The sequence below is a fragment of the Thermodesulfovibrio sp. Kuro-1 genome (genome assembly GCF_006538445.1).
Classification (GTDB): Bacteria; Nitrospirota; Thermodesulfovibrionia; order Thermodesulfovibrionales; family Thermodesulfovibrionaceae; genus Thermodesulfovibrio; species Thermodesulfovibrio yellowstonii.
The window spans coordinates 20457-44792 of the sequence record NZ_BJKS01000007.1 but is presented as its reverse complement, the minus strand read 5'-3'; the positions used below and the strand labels follow the sequence as shown (position 1 = coordinate 44792).

Genomic DNA, 24336 nt, shown 5'->3' with positions numbered 1-24336 from the left:
CGGAGGAGAAAATGAGGGTTTTCAACACACTTACAGACAAGCTGGAAGAGTTTAAGCCAATAAATGACAAAAAAGTAGGCATCTATGCATGTGGAGTTACTGTCTATGACCTATGTCATATCGGACATGCAAGAAGCGCTGTTGTTTTTGATGTAATTGTAAAATATCTTCGCTATAAAGGCTATGAAGTAAAATTTGTCAAAAACTTCACGGATATTGATGACAAAATTATAAACAGGGCAAATAAAGAAGGAGTTTCATGGAAAGAAATTGCTGAAAAATATACTGGAGAATACTATAAAGATATGGACCGTCTTGGAATAACAAGAGCAGATATTGAGCCAAAAGCAACAGAGCATATAAATGAAATGATTGAAATAATTCAGACACTGATTAATAAAGGATATGCCTATGAAATTGAGGAAGGACAGGCAAAAAGCGTTTATTTTTCAGTTGAAAAATTTCCACAGTATGGAAAACTTTCCAAGAAAAAAATTGATGAACTTATAAGTGGAGCTCGTGTTGAAGTTGATGAAAGGAAAAAAAGCCCTCTTGATTTCGCACTATGGAAAGCATCAAAACCCGGAGAGCCATGGTGGGATTCTCCATGGGGCAAAGGACGTCCTGGATGGCATATTGAGTGTTCTGCTATGTCAATAAAATATCTTGGTGAAACCTTTGATATTCATGGCGGAGGCGCGGATTTAATATTCCCTCATCATGAAAATGAGATTGCCCAGTCTGAAGCATTTACTGGGAAACCCTTTGCAAAATATTGGATTCATAATGGATTTGTAACAATAAATAAAGAAAAAATGTCAAAATCCTTAGGTAATGTTCTTAACATAAGGGATTTACTTGATATTTATGATGCTGAAGCATTGAGACTATTTCTTCTTTCAAGCCATTACAGAAGCCCAATTGAGTTTGCTCATGAATATATTAAAGAAGCTGAAGCAACAGTTGACAGAGTATACAGCACCATAATGAGAATTGAAGATTTTGAAAAAATTGAAATAAATGATAAAAGCTCCATAGAGTTTGACAAAGTTAAAGCCATGCTTGAAAATCTGAAACCAGAATTTGAAAAAGCAATGGATGATGATTTCAATACAGCAAAAGCCTTAGGAATACTATTTGAGTTTATTAAAGAAATAAACCGATTTATGGATAAAAAACCATCACAGAATAAAGAAATTGATTTTCTTGTAACTGCAAAAAGAGCAATCAAAGAAATTGGTAGTGTATTAAATCTATTTCAGAGACAACCTGTTGATTGGTATAGAGATTTACTTAAAGTTAAAAAAATTGCCATTAAAGAAGAAGAAATAAATAGACTCATTAAAGAAAGAACTGAGGCAAGAAAAAATAAAGATTGGAAAAAAGCTGACAGTATTCGTGAACAACTTTTATCAAAGGGAATTATTCTTGAAGATAAACCAGACAGAACTATATGGAAAGTAAAGATAAATTAATGTATATATATGGTGTAAATCCTGTTCTTGAATCTTTCAAAATATCTGATGCATTAAAGGAAATTTATATATCAAAAAATAGAATTTCAAAGCTTAAAGAAATTCTGAGGCTGGCAGAGGAAAAATCAATTTCAGTAAAAATAGTTGAAGAAACATTCATTGAAAAAATCACACAAGGAGTTCATCAAGGAGTAGTTGCCAAAATAAAACCCAAGAAAACAATAACTCTTGATGAAGCTTTAAAAATTTCATTTAAAAAAAATGAGCCTGCTTTTTTCCTAATTCTTGATTTAGTTGAAGACCCTCAAAATTTTGGAAGCATCTGTAGAATTGCTGATGCAGCAGGAGTCCATGCAATAATTTATCAGAAAAAACGCTCAGTAGGAATTGTCCCATCTGTATGGAAAGCATCAGCAGGAGCAGTATGGCATGTTAATCTTGTAGAAATCAATAATATTAAGTATGCGATAAAAACTCTCAAAGAACATAATATCACAATATATGGAGCAGAAGCACAGGCTAAGGATGTATTCTGGGAAAGCGATTTTACTCAGCCTTTAGGTTTAATTGTTGGTTCTGAAGGAAAGGGAATCAGACAAACAGTAATTGCCTTATGTGATAAAGTTATAAAAATTCCTATGAGAGGCACAATAAACTCTTTAAATGTTTCAGTTGCATCCGCTTTAATTACTTTTGAAGTATTAAGGCAGAGAAAAATCCAATAATTATAAAATAAAGCAATGACAAAAATAGTTGAAATACCTATCAAAGGAATGACATGTGCTGCCTGTGCTCAAGCAGTTCAAAGAGCATTAAACAGATTAGAAGAAGTTATCAGTGCGGAAGTAAATCTTCTTACTGAAAAAGCAAAGATTGAAGTAACTGATAAAGTTGACATTCACAGATTAATCAGCATAGTAAGAGCAACCGGATACGACATAGGTAAAACAAATCTTTATCTACAGATAAGTGAACTTGCCCCTGACAGTGCAAGACCTATTGAAGAAAAAATTGCTCAGCTTGAAGGAGTGGTTGAGGTAAAAATAGATATTGTGAATAAAAATATTGTTTTATCTTATATACCAACAATTATTGATGAAGATAAAATTTTATCTGCCATTAAAACTCTTGGTATAAAAGCAAAAAAATATGCGGATACAATATCAGCCTTTGAAGAAAAAAAGAAAGAGTTTAAAAAACTAAAAAAAGACCTCATCATAAGTTTTATTTTTACATTGCCTGTGTTTTTAGGTAGCATGTTTCACATTCCTTTTTTACATGAGGGAATTATACAGCTTGTGCTTACAACACCTGTCCAGTTTATTACAGGATGGAGATTTCACAGGCTTGCATTTCTTGCTCTGAAACACGGCACAGCAAACATGAATAGCCTTGTAAGTCTGGGAACAAATGCTGCCTATTTTTACAGCGTTGCTATGCTAATTTTGGGTCATGGAGGATTTCATCTTTATTTTGAAACTTCAGCAGTAATAATTACCCTCATACTTTTTGGTAGAACCCTTGAAGAAAAGGCAAAGGCAAAAACATCAGAGGCAATACAAAGGCTTATTCAACTTCAGCCCAAACGAGCAGTTGTAATAAGAGATGGAAAAGAGCAGGAAATAAACATTGATGAAGTTTTGCCCGAAGATATTGTGCTGATAAGACAGTCTGAAAAAATACCTGTAGATGGAATTATTGTAGAAGGTGAAGCAACCGTTGATGAATCTATGATAACAGGAGAACCAATTCCTGTTGACAAATCTGCTGGAGAGAAAGTAATCGGAGGAACAATCTTACTAAGTGGAGTTATTAAAGTTGAAGCAAAGGCTGTTGGTAAAAATGCCCTTTTAAACCAGATAATCAAACTAATACAGGAAGCACAGACAGGAAAACCACCTGTTCAGAGGCTTGCAGATAAAATCTCAGCCATATTTGTTCCTACGGTTTTGGCAGTAGCAGTGTTAACCTTTGCCCTATGGATGTTCTTACAGGGAGAAGTTTCGCAGGCTTTAAGTAATAGTATCGCAGTCCTTATAATTGCCTGCCCCTGTGCATTAGGACTTGCTACTCCAACAGCAATTATGGTTGCCACAGGAAGGTCTGCAAAAGAAGGGATACTCATAAGAAATGTGGAAAAACTTGAGGAAGTTGGCAAAATTGAAATTCTTTTTTCAGATAAAACAGGCACACTCACACAAGGAAAACCTGAAGTAAAAGATGTGCAATACCTTGATGTGGATAAGAGCGAAATTTTAAGTCTTTGTGCTACTGCTGAAAAATACTCTGAGCATCCTCTTGCAAAGGCGATAATAAGGCATTGCATGAGAGAGGGAATAAATCCCGATGAGCCAGAGTCCTTTGAAGTAGTTGCTGGTGGAGGAGTTTTGGCAAAAGTTTTTGATGCAAAGGGAGACAAAAGGGAAGTTTTAATAGGAAGCAGTAAACTAATGCAGAAAAAAAATATAAATTTACCAGAACTCTCTTATTCAGAGTCTACGACAACAGTTTATGCTGCTATTGATGGAAACATAAAAGCAATATTTTTCATTGCAGACCCAATAAGAGAAGAATCCGTAGAAACCATAAAAGAATTACAGAAAATGGGAATTGAAGTAGCTATAATAACAGGAGATAATGAACTTACTGCAAAGGCAGTAGCAGAAAAACTGGAAATTAAGATATATTTTGCAGGAGTGCTTCCCAATGAAAAGGCAAAGATTGTAAGAAAATTCAGAGTTGTTGAGAGAAAAAATGTTGCCATGATAGGTGATGGAATAAATGACGCACCTGCATTGGCAGAGGCAAATATAGGTATTGCAATGGGAAGCGGAACAGACATTGCAATCCATACAGCTGATGTAACACTTATGAAAGGAGGGCTTAAAGGAGTTCCGGTGCTTATCAGGTTAAGTAAGCTCACTCTCAGAACGATAAAAGAAAACCTTTTCTGGGCATTCATCTATAATGTAATCGGCATTCCAGTTGCTGCTGGAGTTCTTTACATTTTTGGTGGTCCACTTCTTAATCCAATGCTTGCTTCCTTAGCAATGTCTCTAAGTTCTGTCTCAGTGGTAAGCAATTCCCTGAGATTGAAAAAAAGAAAGATTTAAAAGACAGATAATCTTATCTGAATGATATAATAATTTATGGATTTATTCACAAAAAAAGTTTCTTATCTGCACATTCTTTACAATGACAAGCCATTTAAAGAAGATCCTCTTTCACTTTTTTATCATAACTTTACCGACTTAAGGGTTGTTACCTATGTTTCTTCTCCTGATTTTTTCTTTGATAAGGTGAAAACATTTAAAAAGGTCATAACCATATTGGGAGAGGAAGAATCAGCAAGAGAATTCTATGTGCTTGACCCAACTTCTGAAGAGAGATTTATCCATTCTGCTGAGGCAGACCCTGAAGTTCTTGAAGCTCTTACAACCGGGAAAATTGAGCTAAGATATATGAAAGCAGGTGAGCGAATACACTCAAAGATTTATATACTTTCTGATGATGAGGGGAGTTTAAGAGTAATGGTAGGTTCTGCAAATTTCACTAACTCTGCTTTTAGTAATAGCAGACAGTATGAAGAGCTCATTGTCTATGACAGTTCCTATAATCCTTTGTTCTGCAAAACATATCTCAATAGATTTGAAGAGATATATCAAAACTCTGTGGATTTCTTAAGCGAAAAAACAAGAAAAAAGCTTCAAAGTCTGATATTAAAAACAGAGAATATTCTAATATTTACACCAGATGATAGAACTGAAAGCATTGTTGAAAGGGTGCAAAGACAGATACAGAGTGGAGGAGATGCAGAAAGTTTGGTAGTTGAGGTTATGGATGAAAGGGAAAGGATAGATAAAAAAATAATGGAGATTGAAAGAATTGAAAAAATCATTGAGCATGTGACTAAGAAAACAAAAAATGGCTATTCTTTTGAACCAAAGCAAAAATTAGTAACACTTAAGGACAAGCTCAGGGAAATTGTATCCTTCTCTCACAAAAGAACTCAGGAGTTCATTGATAAAAGAAACTTTCTTTATCTAAATCCCGCTAACTGGGAGTTTTATGTAAAAGAAAATGAGCAGGCTGTTTCCTATACAGTAAGCCTTACAAAAGAAGAACTACAAAGCAATCTTGCAAAACTTGTTAACTTTGTCAATTCTTATTGGGAATTTGCAATTTACAAAGACAGAGAAGTGCTTAAAAGAGTATTTGAGGCAATACTTTTTGCCTTTACCTCACCGTTTATATATCTCATAAGAAAGCATGTAAAGAAACATAAAGGAGATGAAAAACTTGCAGAAATACCGATTGTTTTAATACTTGGAGGGCTTGCAAACACTGGAAAGACAAAACTTCTTTTATTTATAAACAAACTACTTGGCAACAACTTTGAAGTATTCAATTACAAAGACATCTATACAAAAACACAGAGAATTCTCTATGACATATTTTCTTCAAACAATGTCTTTCCCATTTTAGTTGATGAAATATACGATAACTTCTTTAGAGGAGAAGGAGAAAGACTGATAAAGACTCTCACAAACACAATTACTGACCCTCATCCCTGTCTTATTGGCACATCAAATGTGGGATTTAGCGCAGAAAGTCAGGTAATAAGAAGAATTTATTACTTACATTTTGGCTCACCTTTCTCAGAGGATAAAAAAGCAAAAGAAAAGGCAGAAAAATATTTTGAGGAAAAAGTTGATGGTATTGACGACAGCTTATTTAGATATTTCCTTAAAGAGTTTGCAAAAAAAATGACTGATGAAGAGTTTTTCAAGATTGAAGACCCTCTATTTCTTTCAAGACAAATATTTATTGAGATGTTTAAACAAACAGAACTGGAAGTTCCAGATTTTATAAGTGAAAGCCCTTGTGGAGATTACTACAAGATAGGAAGTCAGGAATGGCAAGCTTTTTATCTTACAAGAAAGAAAGATTTCAAAGAGATGAAAGACGGAGGTGAGAAATTTTTTGTAGTAGACCTCAAAAGCATTTATGAGCCAAAGGATGCAGAGGCACTTAAAAACAAACTTCCTCCAAGTGTTGTAAAGTCTTCTGGAACTCCTTTGATTCTTCATAAAAATAGATTCCTTCATTTTATTGGGCAAAAAGAAGGATTTTTGAAGAAAATCCTCGGATGAGACAATGGGATTGAGGCTTGATGAAGAAAATTTAACAAAATTTGTTTGTGCTATAAAAAATTAGGATTGAAACCTAAAAGACCTGTTAAAATAGATGAGTTAATAAATTTCGGAACTGTGCAATTACTAACTTTCATTCCTCTGGCATTGCCCGAGGAATCTGACCCTTTTACTGTCACCCTGAGCGTAAGCGAAGGGTCTCCTAAAAGTCGGAATGACAGTTGGAGGTAATTGAAAAATAGCAGGAGTTGTGGTTTATTGATTTTCAATAAATTACAAGTCTTGAACAGGTTTAAGAAATTAAAAGAGGGAAAAATTAATGGATGAACTTTTTAAAGCTATTATTCTTGGAATTATTCAGGGAATTACTGAGTTTTTACCAATAAGCAGTACTGCCCATCTTGTGATAACGCCATGGATTTTTGGTTGGAGTGGAATTGTTAATTCACTGAGTTTTGATATTGCTGTTCATGTGGGAACTCTTATATCCCTTCTTTATTGCTTCTGGAAAGACTGGATAAATATATTTTTCAGAGAAAGAAAAATGCTACTATTTATCATAATCGGAACAATTCCTGCAGGTATTGCAGGTATAGCTTTTCATGATTTGATAGAAAGTGCACTGAGACATCCTTTAATTATTGTGGTTACACTTATATTAGTTGGATTTCTAATGCTTTATGCAGAAAAAGTAGGTAAAAAATTAATAAGAGCTGTAACTCTTTCAGATGCTGTAGTAATTGGTACAGCTCAAGCAATAGCTCTTATTCCAGGGGTTTCACGTTCTGGTATAACAATTACAGCAGGATTATTTAAAGGACTTGATAGAGCCTATGCAGCAAAGTTTTCGTTTCTGCTTTCAACACCTGCAATTGCAGGTGCTGCAATGCTGGATTTTTATAAATCTATAAAAATTGGACAGTCCCATGATTACTCTCTTTTCATTATTGGAGTAATTTCAGCTGCAATTACGGGAATAATAGCAATTAAATTTTTACTTAGCTTTCTCCAAAAGTATCCTCTCAATCTTTTCATATACTACAGATGGTTTTTAGCGGTTGTTATTTTTCTGTTATATTTTTTTAGAAACTGATGCGACAAAGGGTAATATATAAAAAGCCGATAAAAAAAAGTTCTTTGAACAAAAAAACTGAAGAAATCAAAGATTTTTCAGCTTTAAATATTTTTAAAGCTATTTTATTAATCGCCTTTTCAGTTTATCTTGCTATAACCCTTATAAGTTACAATTTTTTAGACCCCTCACCTTTAACTTTTACAAAATCAAAACCATTAAACTATGGAGGGATAGTTGGTTCATATCTTTCAGACCTTTTACTAAGTACCTTTGGAATTGCTACATTTTTAATTCCGCTACTTTTAGTTTTCTACGGAATCAGAAAGTTTACTGGTAAAAAGCTAAATATAGGAAAACTTATATGGTTTCTAACCCTGCTGTTTTCTTTATCCATCATGCTTGAACCATTAAGGAAAAATATTGAGACCTATAAAAAACTTCCAGAAGGTATTTCATGGATAGCCTTTCATCTGACTGAAAAGTTTCTTTCAATTGCAGGAACTTATATTTTGTGGGCTTCTGTCTTCATTGCTTCAGTTATTCTTATTAAGCCAGAATTGATAAAAAGAAAAGAAATTAGTTCTATTAAAGAAACCTCTCCTGAAGCTGGTGAGGGAATAAAGGTTGTGAAAGTTTCAAAACCTGAAGAACCTGTAAAAAAGGCTGATAATTTAAATCTCAAAAGCGAAACCAGATTAAAGCCTAAGGACATTGATGAAAAACAAAAAATTGAAGCAGAGCAAAAGGGTTTTATAATTCCACCTCTTTCTCTTTTAAAAATTGAAAAGCATGATGACAATATATCAAAGGAAGAAATTATAGCCTCTGCCAGTAGCATTGAAGCAAGATTTGCTGAATTTGGTATTCATGGGACAATAAAAGAGGTCCATCCAGGTCCTGTGGTTACAATGTATGAATTTGAACCTGCAAGCGGGATAAAACTCAGTAAAATCATAACTCTCAGTGATGAACTTGCCCTTTCACTTAAAGCTCAGAGCATAAGAATATATCCAATTCCAGGAAGGTCTGCAATTGGCATAGAAGTCCCAAATAAAAAAAGACAGATTGTAAGACTCGGTGAGATTATTGCATCAGAAAAGTTTCAAAGCAGTGCCTCTTACTTAGCTCTTGCACTTGGTAAAGATATATACGGAAATCCTGTAATAACTGACCTTTCAAAAATGCCCCACTTACTTGTGGCAGGTGCAACCGGCTCTGGTAAAAGTGTATGTTTAAATACAATGATTTTAAGTCTCCTTTATAAAGCAACTCCGCATGATGTAAGACTTCTTCTTATTGACCCAAAGCTTCTTGAGCTTTCAACATATGAAAATATTCCTCATCTAATGTCCCCTGTTATAACAGACCCTAAGGAAGCATCCGAAGCTTTGAAAAAAGTAATTGTTGAAATGGAACGAAGATACAAACTTTTTGCATCAAAAGGATTTAGAAACATTGATAGTTACAATCAGACAGTTTCTTTTGAAGAAAAAGTTCCATATATTGTTGTTTTTATTGATGAGTTTGCAGACTTGATGTTCACAGCACCAACAGAAGTTGAACAGGCTGTTACCAGAATTGCTCAGATGGCAAGAGCATCAGGAATTCATCTTGTTGTTGCAACACAGCGTCCAAGTGTTGATGTAATAACAGGAATAATTAAGGCAAACTTTCCTGCAAGAATTGCCTTTCAGGTTACATCCCGTGTGGATTCAAGAACAATACTTGATACACAGGGCGCTGAAAAGCTTCTTGGAATGGGTGATATGCTTTTTATGGTTTCAGGTGTAAAAATAATAAGAGTTCATGGTGCCTATGTAGGCGAAGAGGAAGTTAAAGCAGTAACTGAATATTTACGCAGTCAAGGTAGTCCTGATTATAGTCTTTTTGAATCAATACAAATACCTACTGAAAACAAAGAAAATGGAAAGGTAAATGGTGGCGAAAAAGATGAACTTTATGAAGCAGTGATTGAATATGCCACCCAGGCTGGTGAAATATCAATCTCTCTTATACAGAGAAGATTTAAAATAGGTTATAATCGTGCAGCAAGGATCATGGATTTACTTGAAGAAGATGGGCTTGTAGGTCCACCACAGGGTGCGGGCAAACCAAGAAAATTTATAGGTAAATTTTAGCTTGCATTTTTTCTAAAACTTATGTTATGCTAAAAATTGTCTGGTGGCTATACCGGAGGGGAAACACCCGTTCCCATTCCGAACACGGAAGTTAAGCCCTCCAGGGCCGATGATACTATGACCGTGAGGTCATGGGAAAGTAGGTCGCTGCCAGGCTTTTTTATTTTATACAAAATAAAATCTCCAATCAGTCTTTTTAAATACTATTCCAGAAACCTTAAAAAAATTCCTTTACTTTTTTAATATCCCCATGTTATAAAAGATTAGCTTTGCATTTTGCGAAGTTTTAGTACCTGCCATAGGTGGGGAGATTAAAAGGAGGTTTTAAGAAGTATGGCTTTTGAAGGACGTGTTAAGTGGTTTAATGAGTCTAAGGGATTCGGATTCATTCAGCAGGATGGCGGACAGGATGTCTTTGTCCATTACACTTCAATTAAAGGTGATGGATTCAAGACCCTGAAACAGGGTGACAGAGTTAAATTTGACGTTGTTGAAGGAGACCGTGGACCTAAAGCAGTTAATGTAGAAAAAGTCTGACAACCTGAGGGGGCTTTCTGCCCCCTTTAATAAATCTCTCAAAATGCCTCTTCCAGAATGGGTTAAAACCCAACTTAAAGAAATTAAAAAAACACAAAATTTTTTTAAAAAACACAAACTTAATACTGTGTGTGAGACATTGAGATGTCCAAATAGAACTATATGTTATAAGCAACCAACCGCAACATTTATGATTATGGGTGAAGTATGCACAAGGGGATGTAAATTTTGTAATGCAGAAAAAGGTTATCCAGAACCATTAGATAATTCAGAGCCAGAAAAAATTGCTATTGCAGTAAAAGAGATGTCATTAAAATATGTTGTTATAACATCTCCTACAAGAGATGACCTGATTGATGGAGGAGCGAAACATTTTGCAAAAACAGTTGAAACAATAAAAAAGTTAAATCCAGATATACTGGTAGAAGTTTTAGTGCCAGATTTTCAGGGAAACAAAACTTCTATTGAAACTATTTTGAATTCAGGTGTTGCTGTTTTTGCACATAACATAGAGACAGTTAAAAAATTTTATGGTTCTGTTAGAAAGGCTGTTTATATCCGTTCTCTAAATATTCTTAAAACTGCTAAAGAGATTAACTCAGAAATAATAACAAAATCAGGATTTATGTTAGGACTTGGTGAAAATATAGAAGAAGTATACAACATTTTGAAAGATTTAAAAAATGTAGAATGTGACATAGTTACAATAGGGCAGTATCTTCAGCCTTCAAAAAAAGCTCTGCCTGTAGTAGAATATATAAAACCAGCAGTTTTTGAAAAAATTGCGGAGAAAGCTGTGCAAATAGGATTTAAGGCTGTGGTAAGCGGGCCTCTTATCAGGAGTTCAACAAAAGCTTATGAATCATATTTAGCAGTAAAGGAGGAAAGATATGGAAAACTTTGAATTTTATAATCCTACAAGAATTATATTTGGCAAGGAAGCTGAGAAAAAAATTGGCAAAATTTTAGAAAAAGATGATGTGGAAAGAGTTCTTTTTGTTTATGGTAAATCATCCATAAAGGAAACTGGACTCTATGATAGAATTGTAAAGGCACTAAAAAAAGAAGGAATTGAGTTTATAGAACATGGAGGAGTAAAACCAAATCCTGTACTTTCTCATACAAGGGAAGGAATTGAAAAGGCAAAGAAACATAAGGTTGACGCAATTTTAGCAGTAGGTGGTGGCTCTGTTATTGATGAGGGGAAAACCATTGCAGTAGGTACAAAAACTGATAAAGATGTATGGGATTTCTTTAAAAGGAACAAAGAAATAAAAAAGGCTTTACCGATTTATGTAATACTTACCCTTGCAGCAACTGGAAGTGAGATGAACGGTTTTGCTGTGATTACAAATGAGGAAACACAGGAAAAACTTTCCATTTCCTCAGAGCATATCTTCCCAAGAGTGTCTATTTTGAATCCTGAGCTTACTTTTACAGTATCAGCTAAGTATCAGGCATACGCAGCAGTTGATGCTATTGCCCATGTGATTGAGCATTATTTTAGTGGAAGTTATTGCCCCAATCTTCAGAACAGGTTTGTTGAGGGTTTAATTAAAACAGTAATGGAGACAACAGAAATAATTCTTAAAGAACAAAAAAACTACAACGCAAGAGCAGAGTTTATGTGGGCTGCTACACTTGCTTTAAACGGACTTGCAAAGTTAGGGATAAAAGGAGGGAGTTTCCCAAATCACATGATTGCTCATTCTCTTGGAGCAATTTACGACTTACCTCACGGTGCCTGTCTTAGTATTGTAATACCAGCATGGATGAAATGGTATCAAGAAAAAAATCTTATACAGTTTGAAAGATTTGCAAAAGAAATATTTGGTGTCAATACAGCAACCGAAGGAGTTTTTCAACTGAAGGAATGGTTTAGGAAAATAGGTGCACCAGTGAGCTTAAAAGAAGCAGGAATATCCATTGGAGAAATTGATAGAATTGTTGATAATGCTTACAATATAGCAAAAGTTTGGCAGATGGAAAAGGATTACACAAAAGAGGTATTGACAGAAATAATAAAAAATGCAAATGATTAAATAAAAAACGGAGGATAAAAATGTTTGATTTTCCGAGAATTAAAAGATTGCCTCCTTATGTATTCGCAGTGGTTAATCAGCTCAAAACAGAACTTAGAAGAAAAGGTGAGGATATTATAGACCTTGGCATGGGTAATCCTGATTTACCAACACCTAAACACATTGTTGACAAACTTTGTGAAGCTGCAAAACTTTCAAAAAACCACCGATATTCAGCAAGTAGAGGCATTACTCAGCTTAGATGTGCTATTTCAGAGTGGTATAAAAGAAGATTTGATGTGGACATAGACCCTGAAACAGAGGCAGTAGTTACTATTGGTTCAAAAGAGGGACTAAGTCATCTTCTTTTAGCATCTGTCCAACCAGGGGATGTAGTTCTTACCCCCTCACCTGCCTATCCTATTCATCCCTATGGAGCAATTATTGCAGGAGGAGATGTAAGGACATTTAATGTTTGCCCGTGTATGGACTTTTTTGAAGAGCTTGAAAGAGCTTTTAAAAACTCCTGGCCCAGACCAAAAATTTTGATAATTAACTTTCCACATAATCCTACAACAGCAGTCGTGGAAAATCTTGATTTCTTTAGAAAAGTTGTTGATTTCGCGAAAGAAAACAATATCATGGTTATCCATGATTTTGCCTATGCTGACCTTGTTTTTGATGATTATAAAGCACCGAGTTTTCTTCAGGTCCCAGGAGCAAAAGATGTAGGTGTAGAGTTTTTTTCAATGACTAAAAGCTATTCAATGGCTGGGTGGAGAGTAGGATTTTGTGTTGGTAATAAAGAGATTGTTGGCGCACTTACAAAAATAAAAAGTTACCTTGACTACGGAATGTTTCAACCTATTCAAATTGCCTCAATAGTGGCACTGCGGGGTCCTCAGGATTGTGTTGAAGAGATAAGAAAGACTTACGAAAGAAGAAGAGATGTTCTCATAAAAGGATTGAATCAGGCAGGATGGAAAGTTCCTCCACCAAAAGCAACAATGTTTGTATGGGCGGAGATTCCAGAACAATTCAAAAAAATGGGTTCTCTTGAATTCTGCAAATTTTTAATAAATGAAGCAAAAGTAGCAGTTTCTCCAGGTATTGGATTTGGTGAAGGTGGAGAAGGATTTGTCAGATTTGCTCTTGTTGAGAATGAACACAGAATAAGACAGGCAACAAAAGGAATTAAAAAGGCTCTAAATCTTGTTCCAGCAGTAAAGAAAATAAGAAAAGTTGGTTAAGGAGGCTGAATGAAACAGTTTAAAGTTGGCATTATAGGTTTTGGAACAGTAGGCACAGGAACAGCAAAAATTATTCTTAGCCAAAGAGAACTTATAAAAAAAAGAACGGGAATAGAGCTTATTCTTAAAAAAGTTGCTGATAAGGATATAAAAAGACCAAGGGAGATAAGCCTTCCAGAAGGTGTTCTCATCCCTGATGCCTGGAAGATTATAAATGATCCTGAAATAGATGTTGTAGTAGAACTGGTTGGTGGAATTCATCCGGCAAAGGAGTTCATCATTGAAGCATTAAAAAAGGGTAAACATGTTGTTACAGCAAATAAGGCTCTTTTAGCAGAAGAAGGAAATGAAATTTTTAGCATAGCTAAAGAAAAAGGACTTCAGGTAGGATTTGAGGCAAGCGTAGGAGGCGGAATTCCGATAATTAAAGTAATGAGAGAAGGACTTGTTGCAAATAAAATGCTTGCAATTTATGGAATCATTAATGGAACAACAAATTTTATTCTTACAAAAATGACAAATGAAGGGATTGATTTTCAGGATGCTCTCAGGCAGGCTCAGGAACTTGGTTATGCAGAAGCAGATCCAACGCTTGACATAGAAGGAATAGACTCATCACATAAGATAACGATTCTTGCATCTTTGGCTTACGGGATTCCATTAAGCTTTAAAAAGACATATTGTGAAGGAATTACAAAAATAACTGCTCAGGATATAGCCTTTGCAAGAGAGTTTGGTTATAAAATTAAGCTTCTTGCAATAACAAAAATTCTTAATGGAGAAATTGAACTAAGAGTTCATCCTACAATGATTCCAGAGGATTATTTGATAGCTAAAGTTGACGGAGTTTTTAATGCCATATATGTGGAAGGAGACAGTGTAGGCGCAACTCTTTATTATGGTAGAGGAGCTGGAAGCATGCCTACAGGTAGTGCTGTGGTAGCTGATATTGTAGATATTGCAAAGGGCACAAATTCTCTACCACTTGATTTTTCAGAAAAATACAGTATCAAGCCAATTGAAGAGATAGAAAGCATGTACTATTTCAGATTTACTGCCTTAGATCGTCCTGGAGTTCTTTCAAAGATTTCAGGAGTATTTGGACAACACAATATAAGCATCGCATCAGTAATTCAAAAAGGCAGGTCAAAGGCTGGTGCAGTTCCTCTTGTAATATTAACGCATAAGGCAAAGGAAAAAGATGTGCTTGAGGCTCTTGAGAAGATTGATAAACTACCTGTTGTCGCAGCAAAGAGTGTATTTATAAGGGTTGAAGGACAGGAAACATAGTCTTTTGAGATATCATAGACAAATTATACTTTCTTATATAGGCAAAGAAGGGCAAGAAAAACTTAATAAATCAAAAGTATTAATTGTAGGCGCAGGTGGGCTTGGTAGCGTTGTTGCATATTATCTTGCTTCATCTGGCATTGGATATATAGGAATAGTTGACCCCGATATAGTGGAACTAAGTAATCTTCAAAGACAGATTCTCCACAATGAAGAACATATTGGCATGCCAAAAGCTATTTCAGCAATGATAAATCTCAAAAAACTCAACAGTGAAATAAATATACTTCCTTATCCTGAAGAAATCAACAAAAGAAATGTCTTTGAGTTAATTAATTCCTATGATATTGTTGTTGCATGTCCAGATAATTTTAAAACAAGATTTATCCTTAATGATGCCTGTTTTAAATTACAAAAACCTCTTGTAGTAGGTGCTGTCTCAGAGTTTGAAGGGCATGTTTTAAATGTGATTCCTCCAGAAGGACCATGCTATAACTGCCTTTTTGAAGATGCAAAGGATGAGAATTTTGTTCAGGGTATTTTAGCTCCAGTTGCAGGTATAATTGGTTCTATTCAGGCTGTTGAAACACTAAAGATTTTACTTTCTATTGGCGAGTCCTTACATGGCAGAATGCTCATTTATGATGCTTTGAAGGATATTTTCAGAGAAGTAAAATTTTTAAAAAATCCATCATGTCAAATTTGCAAACGATGTTAAAAATTAAAAGAGAAATATTCAATGAAATGATACAGCACTGTAGAGAGTGTTTACCTTATGAAGCATGCGGTATTCTTGCAGGAAAGGATAATTTTATCTCTAAAATTTACAAAATAAAAAACATTGAACAGTCTTCAGTAAGTTACTTTATGAATCCGAAAGAACAACTTCTTGCTATGAAAGACATGAAAACTTATGGTATGGATATGCTTGCCATATTTCATAGTCATCCCCTTGGTAGTGCTGAGCCTTCTCAGAAAGATATAGAACTTGCTTTTTATGATGTGTATCATATAATAGTCGCTATTGAACCAAAGTTTGAGGTGAAATGTTTTAAGATAGAAAATAGAAAGTTTGATGAACAAGAATTATTTATTGAGTAAAAATGAAAACTAAAATAGTTTATATCTTTTTCTTTGTTTTACTTTTTTTCATAGGTGTAATCGGAGGTTATATTTACTGGATTTTTTCAGACCTGCCAGATGTAAAGGCATTAGAGGGTTATAGACCTTTTGAGGCATCAGTTGTATATTCATCAGATGGTCAGGTTCTGACAGAGTTCTTTTACGAAAGGAGAAAGTTTGTCCCTCATTATGAAATACCTGAAATAATCAAAAAAGCTTTTGTAGCAGCAGAAGATGTAAGATTTTATAAACACCCCGGGGTTGATGTTATTGGCATTCTGCGAGCCCTTTACAGAGATATTAAAGCAGGAGGAATTGTTGAAGGTGGAAGCACAATTACTCAACAGCTTGCTAAAATGTTATTTTTAAAACCAGAAAAAAGTATAACAAGAAAAATAAAGGAAGCTATTTTATCAATTCAGATTGAAAGAAAGTATACAAAAGATGAAATATTAGGATTATATCTCAATCAGGCATATTTTGGGAATAGAGCATATGGAATAGCTGCTGCATCGGAAGCTTATTTTGGCAAATCTTTTAAAGAGCTAACTCATGCTCAGATTGCATTGCTTGCATCACTTCCAAAAGCGCCTTCAGCTTATAATCCTTTTAAAAAACCTGATATTGCCATTAAAAGAAGAAATATAGTTTTACAAAAAATGCTGGAAGAAGGATTTATAACAAGAGAACAATACAATGAAGCATTAAAGGAGGCTCTTCCAGAGCACCCCTACTGGAGAAAGTTTGAAGCACCCTATTTTGTTGAGACATTAAGACAAGAGCTTGAGTCAAAATACGGAGAAAGACTTTATAAAGATGGATTAAGGATTTATTCAACAATTGATTATAATCTTCAGAAAAAGGCAGAGGAAGCAGTAAGAAACGGTCTTATAGAAATTCATAAAAGAGTTAAACCTCAGGTTCAGGCTTCATTAATTGCCATAGACCTTAAAACAGGTTATGTTAAAGCTTTAGTAGGAGGAAATGATTTCTGGGAAACACAATACAACAGGGTTTTTTCTTTACGCCAACCAGGAAGTGCTTTTAAGCCCTTTGTTTATGCAGTAGCTCTTATGGATGGCTGGAGCCCTGACGATACTATTCTTGATTCACCTGTAAGCTTCCCAGGTTCAGTTCAAGGAAAAAGCTGGAGTCCAAAAAACTATAATAACGAATATCATGGAGAAGTTCCTCTTCGTAAGGCAATAGCTCTCTCTTTAAATGCAGCAACCGTAAGACTTGCTTCCCAAGTGGGTATTAAAAATGTTGTTGAGTTTGCTGAGCAATGTGGACTTACTACAAAGATTCATCCCTATCTATCAACTGCTCTTGGAGCATCTGATGTTAAGCCAATTGAACTTACTGCAGCCTATTCAGTTTTTGCTACAGGCAAGAAAATAAAACCAGTCTTTTATGAAAAAATTACTGACCATAACGGTATTACAATTGAAGAAAATAAATCTGAAATTCAACAGATATTACCTGAGGAGATTGTTGAACAAATGCGAGAACTTCTTCAGGAAGTAGTGCTCTCTGGGACAGCTCAAAAAGCAAAAGAACTTGGCAGGGAAGTATATGGCAAAACAGGAACAACCAATGATTTTTCTGATGCGTGGTTTGTTGGATTTGATGATAACCTTCTTGTGGGCGTATGGGTTGGAAGGGATAATCATAAACCAATTGGGGCAAAAGAAGCAGGAGCAAGGGCAGCCCTTCCAATATGGATTGATTTTATGAAACAAACAGGTCAAATGTTAAAATAGAAAATGGGTAAAATAATCACAATAGCAAATCAGAAAGGTGGAGTTGGAAAAACTACCACAGCTTTAAATTTAGGTGCCTGTCTCAGTATAGAAGGGAAAAAGGTTCTTTTAGTAGATTCAGATCCGCAGGGAAATCTTACAACAGGAGTTGGTATATTAAGAGATGAACTTAGTCTAAGTCTTTATGACCTTTACATGAATTCTTCCTCACTCGAAACAGCAAAAGTTCAAACAGCGTATGAAAATTTATGGATTATTCCATCTACAATAGACCTTGTCGGAGTTGAAGTAGAGCTCGTCCACAGAGAAAACAGGGAATTTGTTTTAAAAAAAATGCTCTCTCAATTTGGTTCAGATTTTGATTTTATAATAATTGATGCACCTCCTTCACTTGGTCTTCTTACTCTTAACTGTCTTGTTTGTGCAGACTCTCTTATAATTCCTGTTCAATGCGAGTATTATGCGCTTGAAGGATTAGGATTGCTTATGAAAACAGTTGAACTTGTAAGAGCCAAATTAAATCCTGCTCTTAAAATTGAGGGAATTCTTCTTACTATGTTTGATGGAAGAAACACACTCTCAAAACAAGTTGCTGAAGAGGTTAGAAAATTTTTTGGCAAAAAAGTTTATAATACAGTAATACCAAGAAATGTCACTCTGGCAGAGGCTCCAAGTCATGGAAAGCCAGCTGTTTTTTATGACATGAGATCAAAGGGATCGCAGAGTTATCTAAGTTTTGCAATGGAGTTTTTAAGTGAAGAAAGCACTCGGTAAAGGATTAGATGCTTTAATACCAAAAGTTGAAAAGGCAGAAAAAGAAGCTTCATTAATTGAAGTGCCAATAGAAAGAATACTTCCTGGTATAGCTCAACCAAGAACAGGCTTTGATGAGAAAGCTCTTAAAGAACTTGCCCAATCCATTAAAGAAAAAGGAATTATTCAGCCAGTTGTGCTATCAAGAGCAGGAGATGGTACCTTCAGAATAATTGCTGGTGAAAGGCGATGGAGAGCTGCGAAGCTTGCAGGACTTGAGAAGATTCCAGCTATTATTAAGGACGTTTCTCCTGCTGAAGCTGTTGAGATAGCACTCATTGAAAACATTCAGAGAGAAGACCTTGACCCTGTTGAAACAGCTTCTGCATTTGAAAGACTTCTTAAAGAGTTTAATATTACACAGGAAGAACTATCTCAGAGAGTTGGGAAAGACAGAGCAACAATAGCAAACTATTTAAGAATCCTTAAACTTCCTGAGGAGATTAAAACTTATCTTAAAGATGGCTCACTAACAATAGGACATGCAAAGGCAATAGTTTCAATTGATGATTCTCAAAAACAAAAAGAAGTTGCTCAAATTGTTATAAAAAAATCCCTTTCTGTAAGGCAAACCGAAGAACTCGTAAAAAGATTAGCGAAACCTCTTTTAAAAAAACAGAAGGAAAAATTTCCTGAAATAGCACAACTTGAAGACAGACTCACAAGTGAGCTTGGTGCAAAGGTTAAAATCTCACATAAGGGCAAAGGTGGCAGACTTGAAATCTTTTATAACTCCCTTGATGAGCTTGATGGAATTCTTCAGAGGATATTTAAAAAATCTTTCCCGGATTCATAATTTCTTTAGGGTCAAAAACTCTTTTTACAGCTCTCATTAAATCTATATTCTTTTTTGAAAGCTGAAGATCAATATAAGACTTTTTTGTAACTCCAATTCCATGTTCTCCTGATATAGCTCCTCCAAGAGAAACTATAATCTCAAAAATTTTTTTTACTAAATCAAATCCTTTTTGTCTGTGCTGTTCATCGCCCTTTTTAACAAGAATATTTACATGTATGTTACCATCTCCAGCATGTCCAAAGGATACTATTGGAATATCTGAGTTTAATGAGAGTTCTTTCAATTTAGTTAATGCTGTTGAAAGATTATCTATAGGAACAGCTATATCAATGTTTATTTTTTCTTTATCCTTCATTTTTAAAATACATGGTGATATACTTCTTCTTGCCTGCCATAGATTTTCTCTTGAGTAGTAATCTGTAGCGATCTGAGTTTCACCTTTAAATTTTCTTGCAATATCAACAATCTTTTCTGCCTGTCTTTTTATTGAGGTGAGTTCTCCATCAAGCTCAACAAGAAGTAAGGCATCACTGTCTAAGGATAATCCCATGTCTTTATTTTCCTCTATTATTTGAAGACAGGTATTATCAAGAAACTCAAGGGTTCTTGGAATTATTCCAGAACCTATAATTTTTGGGATACAATCTCCTGCATTCTCAAGCTCTTTAAAGCTTATAAGAAGAGTGATGACTTCCTCAGGCTCTGGTAAAACTCTTAAGGTTATTTTTGAGATTATTCCAAGAGTTCCCTCCGAACCAATAAAAAGTTCCTTTAATTCATATCCTACAACTCTTTTAACAGTCTTACCACCTAAATTCACAATAGAGCCATTTGGGAGAACAACTTCAAGTTCCATGACATAATTTCGTGTAACACCGTATTTTATAGCTCTTGGACCTCCTGCATTTGTTGCTACATTGCCACCAATTGTGCAGTAATCTAAAGATGCAGGGTCTGGAGGATAGAAAAGGCTCTGAATTAAAAGTTCTTTTTGAAAATCTCCATTTATCACACCTGGTTGAACAGTAGCTGTGAAATTTTTGGGATTTATCTCAATCACTTCTATCATTCTTTCAAGGCTTATTACTATACTTCTTGAATTAATAGGAATAGCTCCACCTGCCATGCCTGTTCCAGCTCCTCTTGGAACTATTTTCAAACCTTTATTTGTAGCCCATTTTACAATTCTTGAAATCTCATCGCTATTTTTAGGCCACGCAACCAACTCTGGAATCGCTCCCTGAGCATAGGATGCATCATAGCTGTAACATATAAGGTCTTCTTTTACATCAGATATATCTACACCATGAATTAAATTTAAATCCTTCATGCATAAACCTCAGCTTCTTTTAGTCCTAATGAGATAACTGTTGAAACACCCTCTTCCTGCATTGTAATACCGTATATGTAATCTGCACACTCCATCATGAGCTTGTTATGGGTGATTATAAGAAATTGCGTTTTAGAGCTTAAATCTTTTATTAATTTTCTGAATCTTAATATATTGGGGTCATCAAGTGGAGCATCTATTTCATCAAAAATACATATAGGAGATGGACGAATTGAAAGACAAGCAAATACAAAGGCTATTGCTGCAAGCGTTTTTTCCCCTCCAGAAAGAAGATTGATACTGTTGGATTTTTTACCAGGTGGCTGAACAAAAATGTCTATTTCTGAATCAAGAATATTTATTTCATCAGTTAAAATTATTTCTGCCTTGCCACCTCCAAAAAGCTCTTGAAACGTGTTATTAAATTTATCTTTAAGTAAATCAAAAGTTTCCTTTAATTTTCTTCTTGTAAGAGAGTTAATCTTTCTTATCGCTTCTTCAAGCTCTTTTATGGAAGTTTTAATATCTTCCTGTTGATTAAGTAAAAACTCATATCTTTCCCTTACTTCTTCATATTCTCTCAAAATATCCACATCAACAGGTCCGATATCTCTAAGTTGATTTTTAAGTTGAGTAATTCTTATTTTTAGTTGTTCTATCTCTTGTACAGTCTCAAATTCTTCCTTGATTATATCTACTCCATAAAGATTATAGATTTCATTCCATATATTTTCAAGCTTAATTTTACCTTCTCCTTCTATTGTTTTTTTCTCTCCGAGCAATGCTGTGATGCTTTGCAGTTCTTCATTTAGTCTTTGATAGCTTTTTTCAAGTTCAGTAAGGACTGATTTTTCATTTTGAAGTTTTTCTAAAAGAGATTCCCTTTGTTCTTTTAAGGAATTTATTTCTAAGTTAAGATTTTCCAGATTTTTTATTCTTTCAGCTTTTTCATATTCAATTTGATTTATCCTTTTTTTATTTTGTTCAATTTCTTCCTCATTTTTCAGTTTTTTAATGGAAATGGTTTTAAGGTGTTCATTCAATCTTTTTATCTCTATTTTTTTACTGTTTAATTTCTCTTTAAGAGTAGACAATTCAATTTTTTTGTTTGATACAGCTTCTTTGTGAATATCATTTTTATTCAAAATCTCTTTCTGTTCATTTTTAAGCTCTTCAATTTTTGCCTCTAACTCTTCAATACAAAGTGATAAATTTTGAATTTCTACATAGACTTCTTCTTTTAGTTTAGTGTTTTGATTTATTTCATCCCGTATTGTTTTTTCTTCATTTTCCATGTATTTTAATCTTTGTTTTGTTTGTTCAATATCCTTAAGAAAAGTTTTATATCTTTCTTCTGTCTGAAAAATTTCTTTGTTAAGCTGAGTAATATATGCTCTTTTTTCTTCAATCTCTTTTTTTAGTTCTTCCCTTTTAGCTCTTATTCTATTAATTTCCTCCTCAATAGATTTGATATCATCTGTTAATTTATTTTTTTCAGCTTTTAAGTCTTCCAACATTCTTTTTTTCTTGAGTAAATCTGTAGGTCTACCCACTTTTATGAATCCATCTGAAAATATTACTTCTCCTTTAGTTGTTATGAATGAACATTGTGGATAGGCTCTTCTTTTTTCCAATGCTTCTTTTAAGCTATTTACGATGAATAAATTTTCAAAAATTTCACCACTAATTTCAGAATCTTTTATTTGTAAAAAATCTTTTATTTTTTTTATGCCTGGAAGATTTGGAGATTCTGCTGTAGTTTGGTCATTATTCTTCAGAAAGAAAAATTTTTTATGTTGAACTCTTTCAATTTCTTCAATTTTGTCTATAATTGATGCTTTAAGTTTATCATCTAAAAAGATTTCTACCAACTCTTCAACTTCAGGACTTACATCTATACATTCAAAAAATAATTTGTGATTACTATTTTCCTCCCAGATTTCAGACGATAGAGCTTCAATTTTTCCGTTAATAATAGCCTCTATTTTTTTCTTTTCTAACAATATCTGACTTTGGCTTTCAAATAAACCTTCTGCTTCTGAAAGTTGCTGTTTTAGAATATTAATTTTATAAATCTCTTCTTGGTAGTCCTCTTTGAGGCTTTTTATTTTTATCTCTCTATTTTTAACTTCTGTTTCCATCTGCCTTATTTTCTGGTATATTTCCTTTTTCCTGACTTCAATATTACTTATCCTATTTTGAACTTGTTCAAGAGATTTTTTTATTGATTGATAATTATTTCTCTTATTAGCAAGTTCTGTTGTAAGACTAAAAAGAGTTTTCCTTTCTTTTTCAATAAGTTTTTCAATCTCAACAATCTCTTTTTGAAGAGTCAAAAGGTTTTCTTCTTCACTAATTATTTCTTTTTGAATAAGATCAATAAATTCTTCAATTTCTTGAGATTGAATATGACAGTTTTTAAGTTCCTGTTGAGCCTTTTCAATTTCGTCATGTATTGAAGTGTTTTCTTCATCAAGTTTTTTTATCTGTTCTTTTTTATTTAATTCCTCCTGTGCAAGGAGCGCTAATTCCTTTTCTATTTTTGCCTTTTCAAGTTCTCCTTGTTTTATCTGATTATCTCGTTCCTGAATAGTGATTTCAATTTCAGCTATATATTTTTTTTGATGGTTAATCTTTTCTATAATTTTTCCATTTTCTTCTTTAAGCTTTGATTGTTTATTTTCAAGATTTTCTATTTCATTTTTTAATTTTTGCAGTTCACCAAGAAGATTTAGAATTTCGGTTTTTGAAACTTTTAGTTCGGCATCTTTTAGTTCTTCCATTACTTTTCTATATTTATCAGCTTTTTTTGCCTGTCTTTCAAGTAATGAATACTGCTTTTTTAGCTCATTTAATATATCTTCTATTCTCTGGAGATTTTCTTTTGCTGACTGAAGCTTTGTCTCAGATTCTGTTTTTTTCAGCTTATATAAAGAAATTCCAGCACATTCTTCAAGAAGACTCTTTCTTTGAGAAGGTTTGAATAAAATTTCATTTATTTTTATCTGATCAATTATTGAATAAGTTCTAATATCAACTCCTTCAGATATGAAAATTTCTTTAATATCTTTTAGCCGTGACTGTTTCCCATTGATGCTAAAATAGGATTCTCCTGTTCTATAAAGCCTTCTTTTAACTTCTATCTCTTGTGTTTCTGGATCATTTCCGTTTGTTGACTCTTTTTTAATATTTAAAAGAAGTGTTACTTCTGCAAGCCCTTTTTCTTTTTTTGAGAAAGTTCCCTGAAATATAACTTCCTCCATTTTTTCTCCCCTTAAAATACGGGGATTATGCTCACCAAGTACCCATCTGAATGCATCTATAATATTGCTCTTTCCTGCTCCATTGGGACCAACAAAGCAGGTTATTCCTTCATTAAGTTCTATTTTTGTCCTTTCAGGAAAAGATTTAAATCCGTTTAATTCTATCCACTTAATCCGCATTAAAATATTTTAGCTTATTTTTAATTTAAAAGCTTTAATGTGAACATAAATTTTTTTTATTTGACCAAATGGGCATAACTATTTTACTGTTGATAGACACAAAATTTTATGGTATAATTTCAAAAAA

The 24336-nt window shown here is 33.9% G+C and carries 18 protein-coding genes and 1 rRNA gene; 17 read left to right on the top strand and 2 right to left on the bottom strand.

Annotation, left to right across the window (positions count from 1 at the left end; all coding sequences use genetic code 11):
- Positions 1–11: 11 nt before the first annotated feature.
- The 17 genes from cysS (at position 12) to FLY87_RS09115 (ending at position 19433) form a co-directional block, all read left to right on the top strand.
- Entirely contained in the window at positions 12–1475 is a 1464-nt protein-coding gene (cysS, locus tag FLY87_RS09195; protein ID WP_012546384.1) for a cysteine--tRNA ligase, read from the top strand.
- Positions 1454–2200 (top strand): 23S rRNA (guanosine(2251)-2'-O)-methyltransferase RlmB, encoded by a 747-nt coding sequence (gene rlmB, locus FLY87_RS09190; protein ID WP_012546281.1) that lies wholly within the window; start codon positions 1454–1456, stop codon positions 2198–2200. The genes cysS and rlmB overlap by 22 nt, the downstream gene beginning before the upstream one ends.
- A gap of 15 nt (positions 2201–2215) precedes the next feature.
- On the top strand, positions 2216–4588 hold the full coding sequence (locus FLY87_RS09185) for a heavy metal translocating P-type ATPase (protein WP_012546628.1): 2373 nt from the start codon (positions 2216–2218) through the stop codon (positions 4586–4588).
- A gap of 36 nt (positions 4589–4624) precedes the next feature.
- Complete coding sequence (locus FLY87_RS09180; RefSeq protein WP_012545793.1) at positions 4625–6628, top strand: phospholipase D family protein; 2004 nt, start codon at positions 4625–4627, stop codon at positions 6626–6628.
- A gap of 319 nt (positions 6629–6947) precedes the next feature.
- Positions 6948–7721 carry an undecaprenyl-diphosphate phosphatase gene (locus tag FLY87_RS09175; RefSeq protein WP_028842894.1) on the top strand — a complete coding sequence of 258 codons (774 nt, stop codon included), beginning with the start codon at positions 6948–6950 and terminating at the stop codon, positions 7719–7721.
- Complete coding sequence (locus tag FLY87_RS09170; protein WP_012546688.1) at positions 7721–9841, top strand: DNA translocase FtsK; 2121 nt, start codon at positions 7721–7723, stop codon at positions 9839–9841. Before FLY87_RS09175 ends, FLY87_RS09170 begins: the two co-directional genes overlap by 1 nt.
- A gap of 39 nt (positions 9842–9880) precedes the next feature.
- A 5S ribosomal RNA gene (gene rrf / locus FLY87_RS09165) occupies positions 9881–9997 on the top strand.
- Between the two features lie 177 nt (positions 9998–10174).
- Positions 10175–10378, top strand: a complete 204-nt coding sequence (locus FLY87_RS09160; RefSeq protein ID WP_012546429.1) for a cold-shock protein — start codon at positions 10175–10177, stop codon at positions 10376–10378.
- A 4-nt stretch (positions 10379–10382) separates the two neighbouring features.
- The gene (gene lipA / locus FLY87_RS09155; RefSeq protein WP_255446996.1) at positions 10383–11282 is read left to right on the top strand and encodes a lipoyl synthase; all 900 of its coding nucleotides are present in this window, start codon (positions 10383–10385) and stop codon (positions 11280–11282) included.
- Entirely contained in the window at positions 11269–12420 is a 1152-nt protein-coding gene (locus tag FLY87_RS09150; RefSeq protein ID WP_012545883.1) for an iron-containing alcohol dehydrogenase, read from the top strand. The genes lipA and FLY87_RS09150 overlap by 14 nt, the downstream gene beginning before the upstream one ends.
- 20 nt (positions 12421–12440) lie before the next feature.
- Complete coding sequence (gene alaC, locus FLY87_RS09145) at positions 12441–13649, top strand: alanine transaminase (protein WP_012546347.1); 1209 nt, start codon at positions 12441–12443, stop codon at positions 13647–13649.
- A gap of 9 nt (positions 13650–13658) precedes the next feature.
- Entirely contained in the window at positions 13659–14939 is a 1281-nt protein-coding gene (locus tag FLY87_RS09140) for a homoserine dehydrogenase (protein WP_141267016.1), read from the top strand.
- Complete coding sequence (locus tag FLY87_RS09135) at positions 14920–15657, top strand: HesA/MoeB/ThiF family protein (RefSeq protein ID WP_012546398.1); 738 nt, start codon at positions 14920–14922, stop codon at positions 15655–15657. Before FLY87_RS09140 ends, FLY87_RS09135 begins: the two co-directional genes overlap by 20 nt.
- Positions 15651–16040 (top strand): M67 family metallopeptidase, encoded by a 390-nt coding sequence (locus FLY87_RS09130; protein WP_028842896.1) that lies wholly within the window; start codon positions 15651–15653, stop codon positions 16038–16040. Before FLY87_RS09135 ends, FLY87_RS09130 begins: the two co-directional genes overlap by 7 nt.
- Positions 16041–16042: 2 nt before the next feature.
- Positions 16043–17824, top strand: a complete 1782-nt coding sequence (locus FLY87_RS09125) for a penicillin-binding protein 1A (RefSeq protein ID WP_012545662.1) — start codon at positions 16043–16045, stop codon at positions 17822–17824.
- Between the two features lie 3 nt (positions 17825–17827).
- Entirely contained in the window at positions 17828–18598 is a 771-nt protein-coding gene (locus FLY87_RS09120) for a ParA family protein (RefSeq protein ID WP_012546810.1), read from the top strand.
- Positions 18579–19433, top strand: a complete 855-nt coding sequence (locus tag FLY87_RS09115) for a ParB/RepB/Spo0J family partition protein (protein ID WP_012546849.1) — start codon at positions 18579–18581, stop codon at positions 19431–19433. The genes FLY87_RS09120 and FLY87_RS09115 overlap by 20 nt, the downstream gene beginning before the upstream one ends.
- Here FLY87_RS09115 and FLY87_RS09110 read toward each other — a convergent pair.
- Positions 19408–20766, bottom strand: a complete 1359-nt coding sequence (locus tag FLY87_RS09110; RefSeq protein ID WP_141267014.1) for an FAD-binding oxidoreductase — start codon at positions 20764–20766, stop codon at positions 19408–19410. The genes FLY87_RS09115 and FLY87_RS09110 overlap by 26 nt on opposite strands.
- Entirely contained in the window at positions 20763–24209 is a 3447-nt protein-coding gene (smc, locus tag FLY87_RS09105; RefSeq protein WP_141267011.1) for a chromosome segregation protein SMC, read from the bottom strand. The genes FLY87_RS09110 and smc overlap by 4 nt, the downstream gene beginning before the upstream one ends.
- Positions 24210–24336 lie beyond the last annotated feature (127 nt).

Excerpts from the sequence above, each read along its gene's own strand:
- cysS (WP_012546384.1), top strand. The coding sequence starts at position 12 with ATGAGGGTTTTCAACACACTTACAGACAAGCTGGAAGAGTTTAAGCCA.
- FLY87_RS09140 (WP_141267016.1), top strand. The coding sequence starts at position 13,659 with ATGAAACAGTTTAAAGTTGGCATTATAGGTTTTGGAACAGTAGGCACA.
- smc (WP_141267011.1), bottom strand. The coding sequence starts at position 24,209 with ATGCGGATTAAGTGGATAGAATTAAACGGATTTAAATCTTTTCCTGAA.
- FLY87_RS09180 (WP_012545793.1), top strand. The coding sequence starts at position 4,625 with ATGGATTTATTCACAAAAAAAGTTTCTTATCTGCACATTCTTTACAAT.
- rlmB (WP_012546281.1), top strand. The coding sequence starts at position 1,454 with ATGGAAAGTAAAGATAAATTAATGTATATATATGGTGTAAATCCTGTT.
- alaC (WP_012546347.1), top strand. The coding sequence starts at position 12,441 with ATGTTTGATTTTCCGAGAATTAAAAGATTGCCTCCTTATGTATTCGCA.
- FLY87_RS09170 (WP_012546688.1), top strand. The coding sequence starts at position 7,721 with ATGCGACAAAGGGTAATATATAAAAAGCCGATAAAAAAAAGTTCTTTG.
- FLY87_RS09125 (WP_012545662.1), top strand. The coding sequence starts at position 16,043 with ATGAAAACTAAAATAGTTTATATCTTTTTCTTTGTTTTACTTTTTTTC.
- FLY87_RS09185 (WP_012546628.1), top strand. The coding sequence starts at position 2,216 with ATGACAAAAATAGTTGAAATACCTATCAAAGGAATGACATGTGCTGCC.
- FLY87_RS09150 (WP_012545883.1), top strand. The coding sequence starts at position 11,269 with ATGGAAAACTTTGAATTTTATAATCCTACAAGAATTATATTTGGCAAG.
- FLY87_RS09175 (WP_028842894.1), top strand. The coding sequence starts at position 6,948 with ATGGATGAACTTTTTAAAGCTATTATTCTTGGAATTATTCAGGGAATT.
- FLY87_RS09110 (WP_141267014.1), bottom strand. The coding sequence starts at position 20,766 with ATGAAGGATTTAAATTTAATTCATGGTGTAGATATATCTGATGTAAAA.
- FLY87_RS09160 (WP_012546429.1), top strand. The coding sequence starts at position 10,175 with ATGGCTTTTGAAGGACGTGTTAAGTGGTTTAATGAGTCTAAGGGATTC.
- FLY87_RS09120 (WP_012546810.1), top strand. The coding sequence starts at position 17,828 with ATGGGTAAAATAATCACAATAGCAAATCAGAAAGGTGGAGTTGGAAAA.
- FLY87_RS09130 (WP_028842896.1), top strand. The coding sequence starts at position 15,651 with ATGTTAAAAATTAAAAGAGAAATATTCAATGAAATGATACAGCACTGT.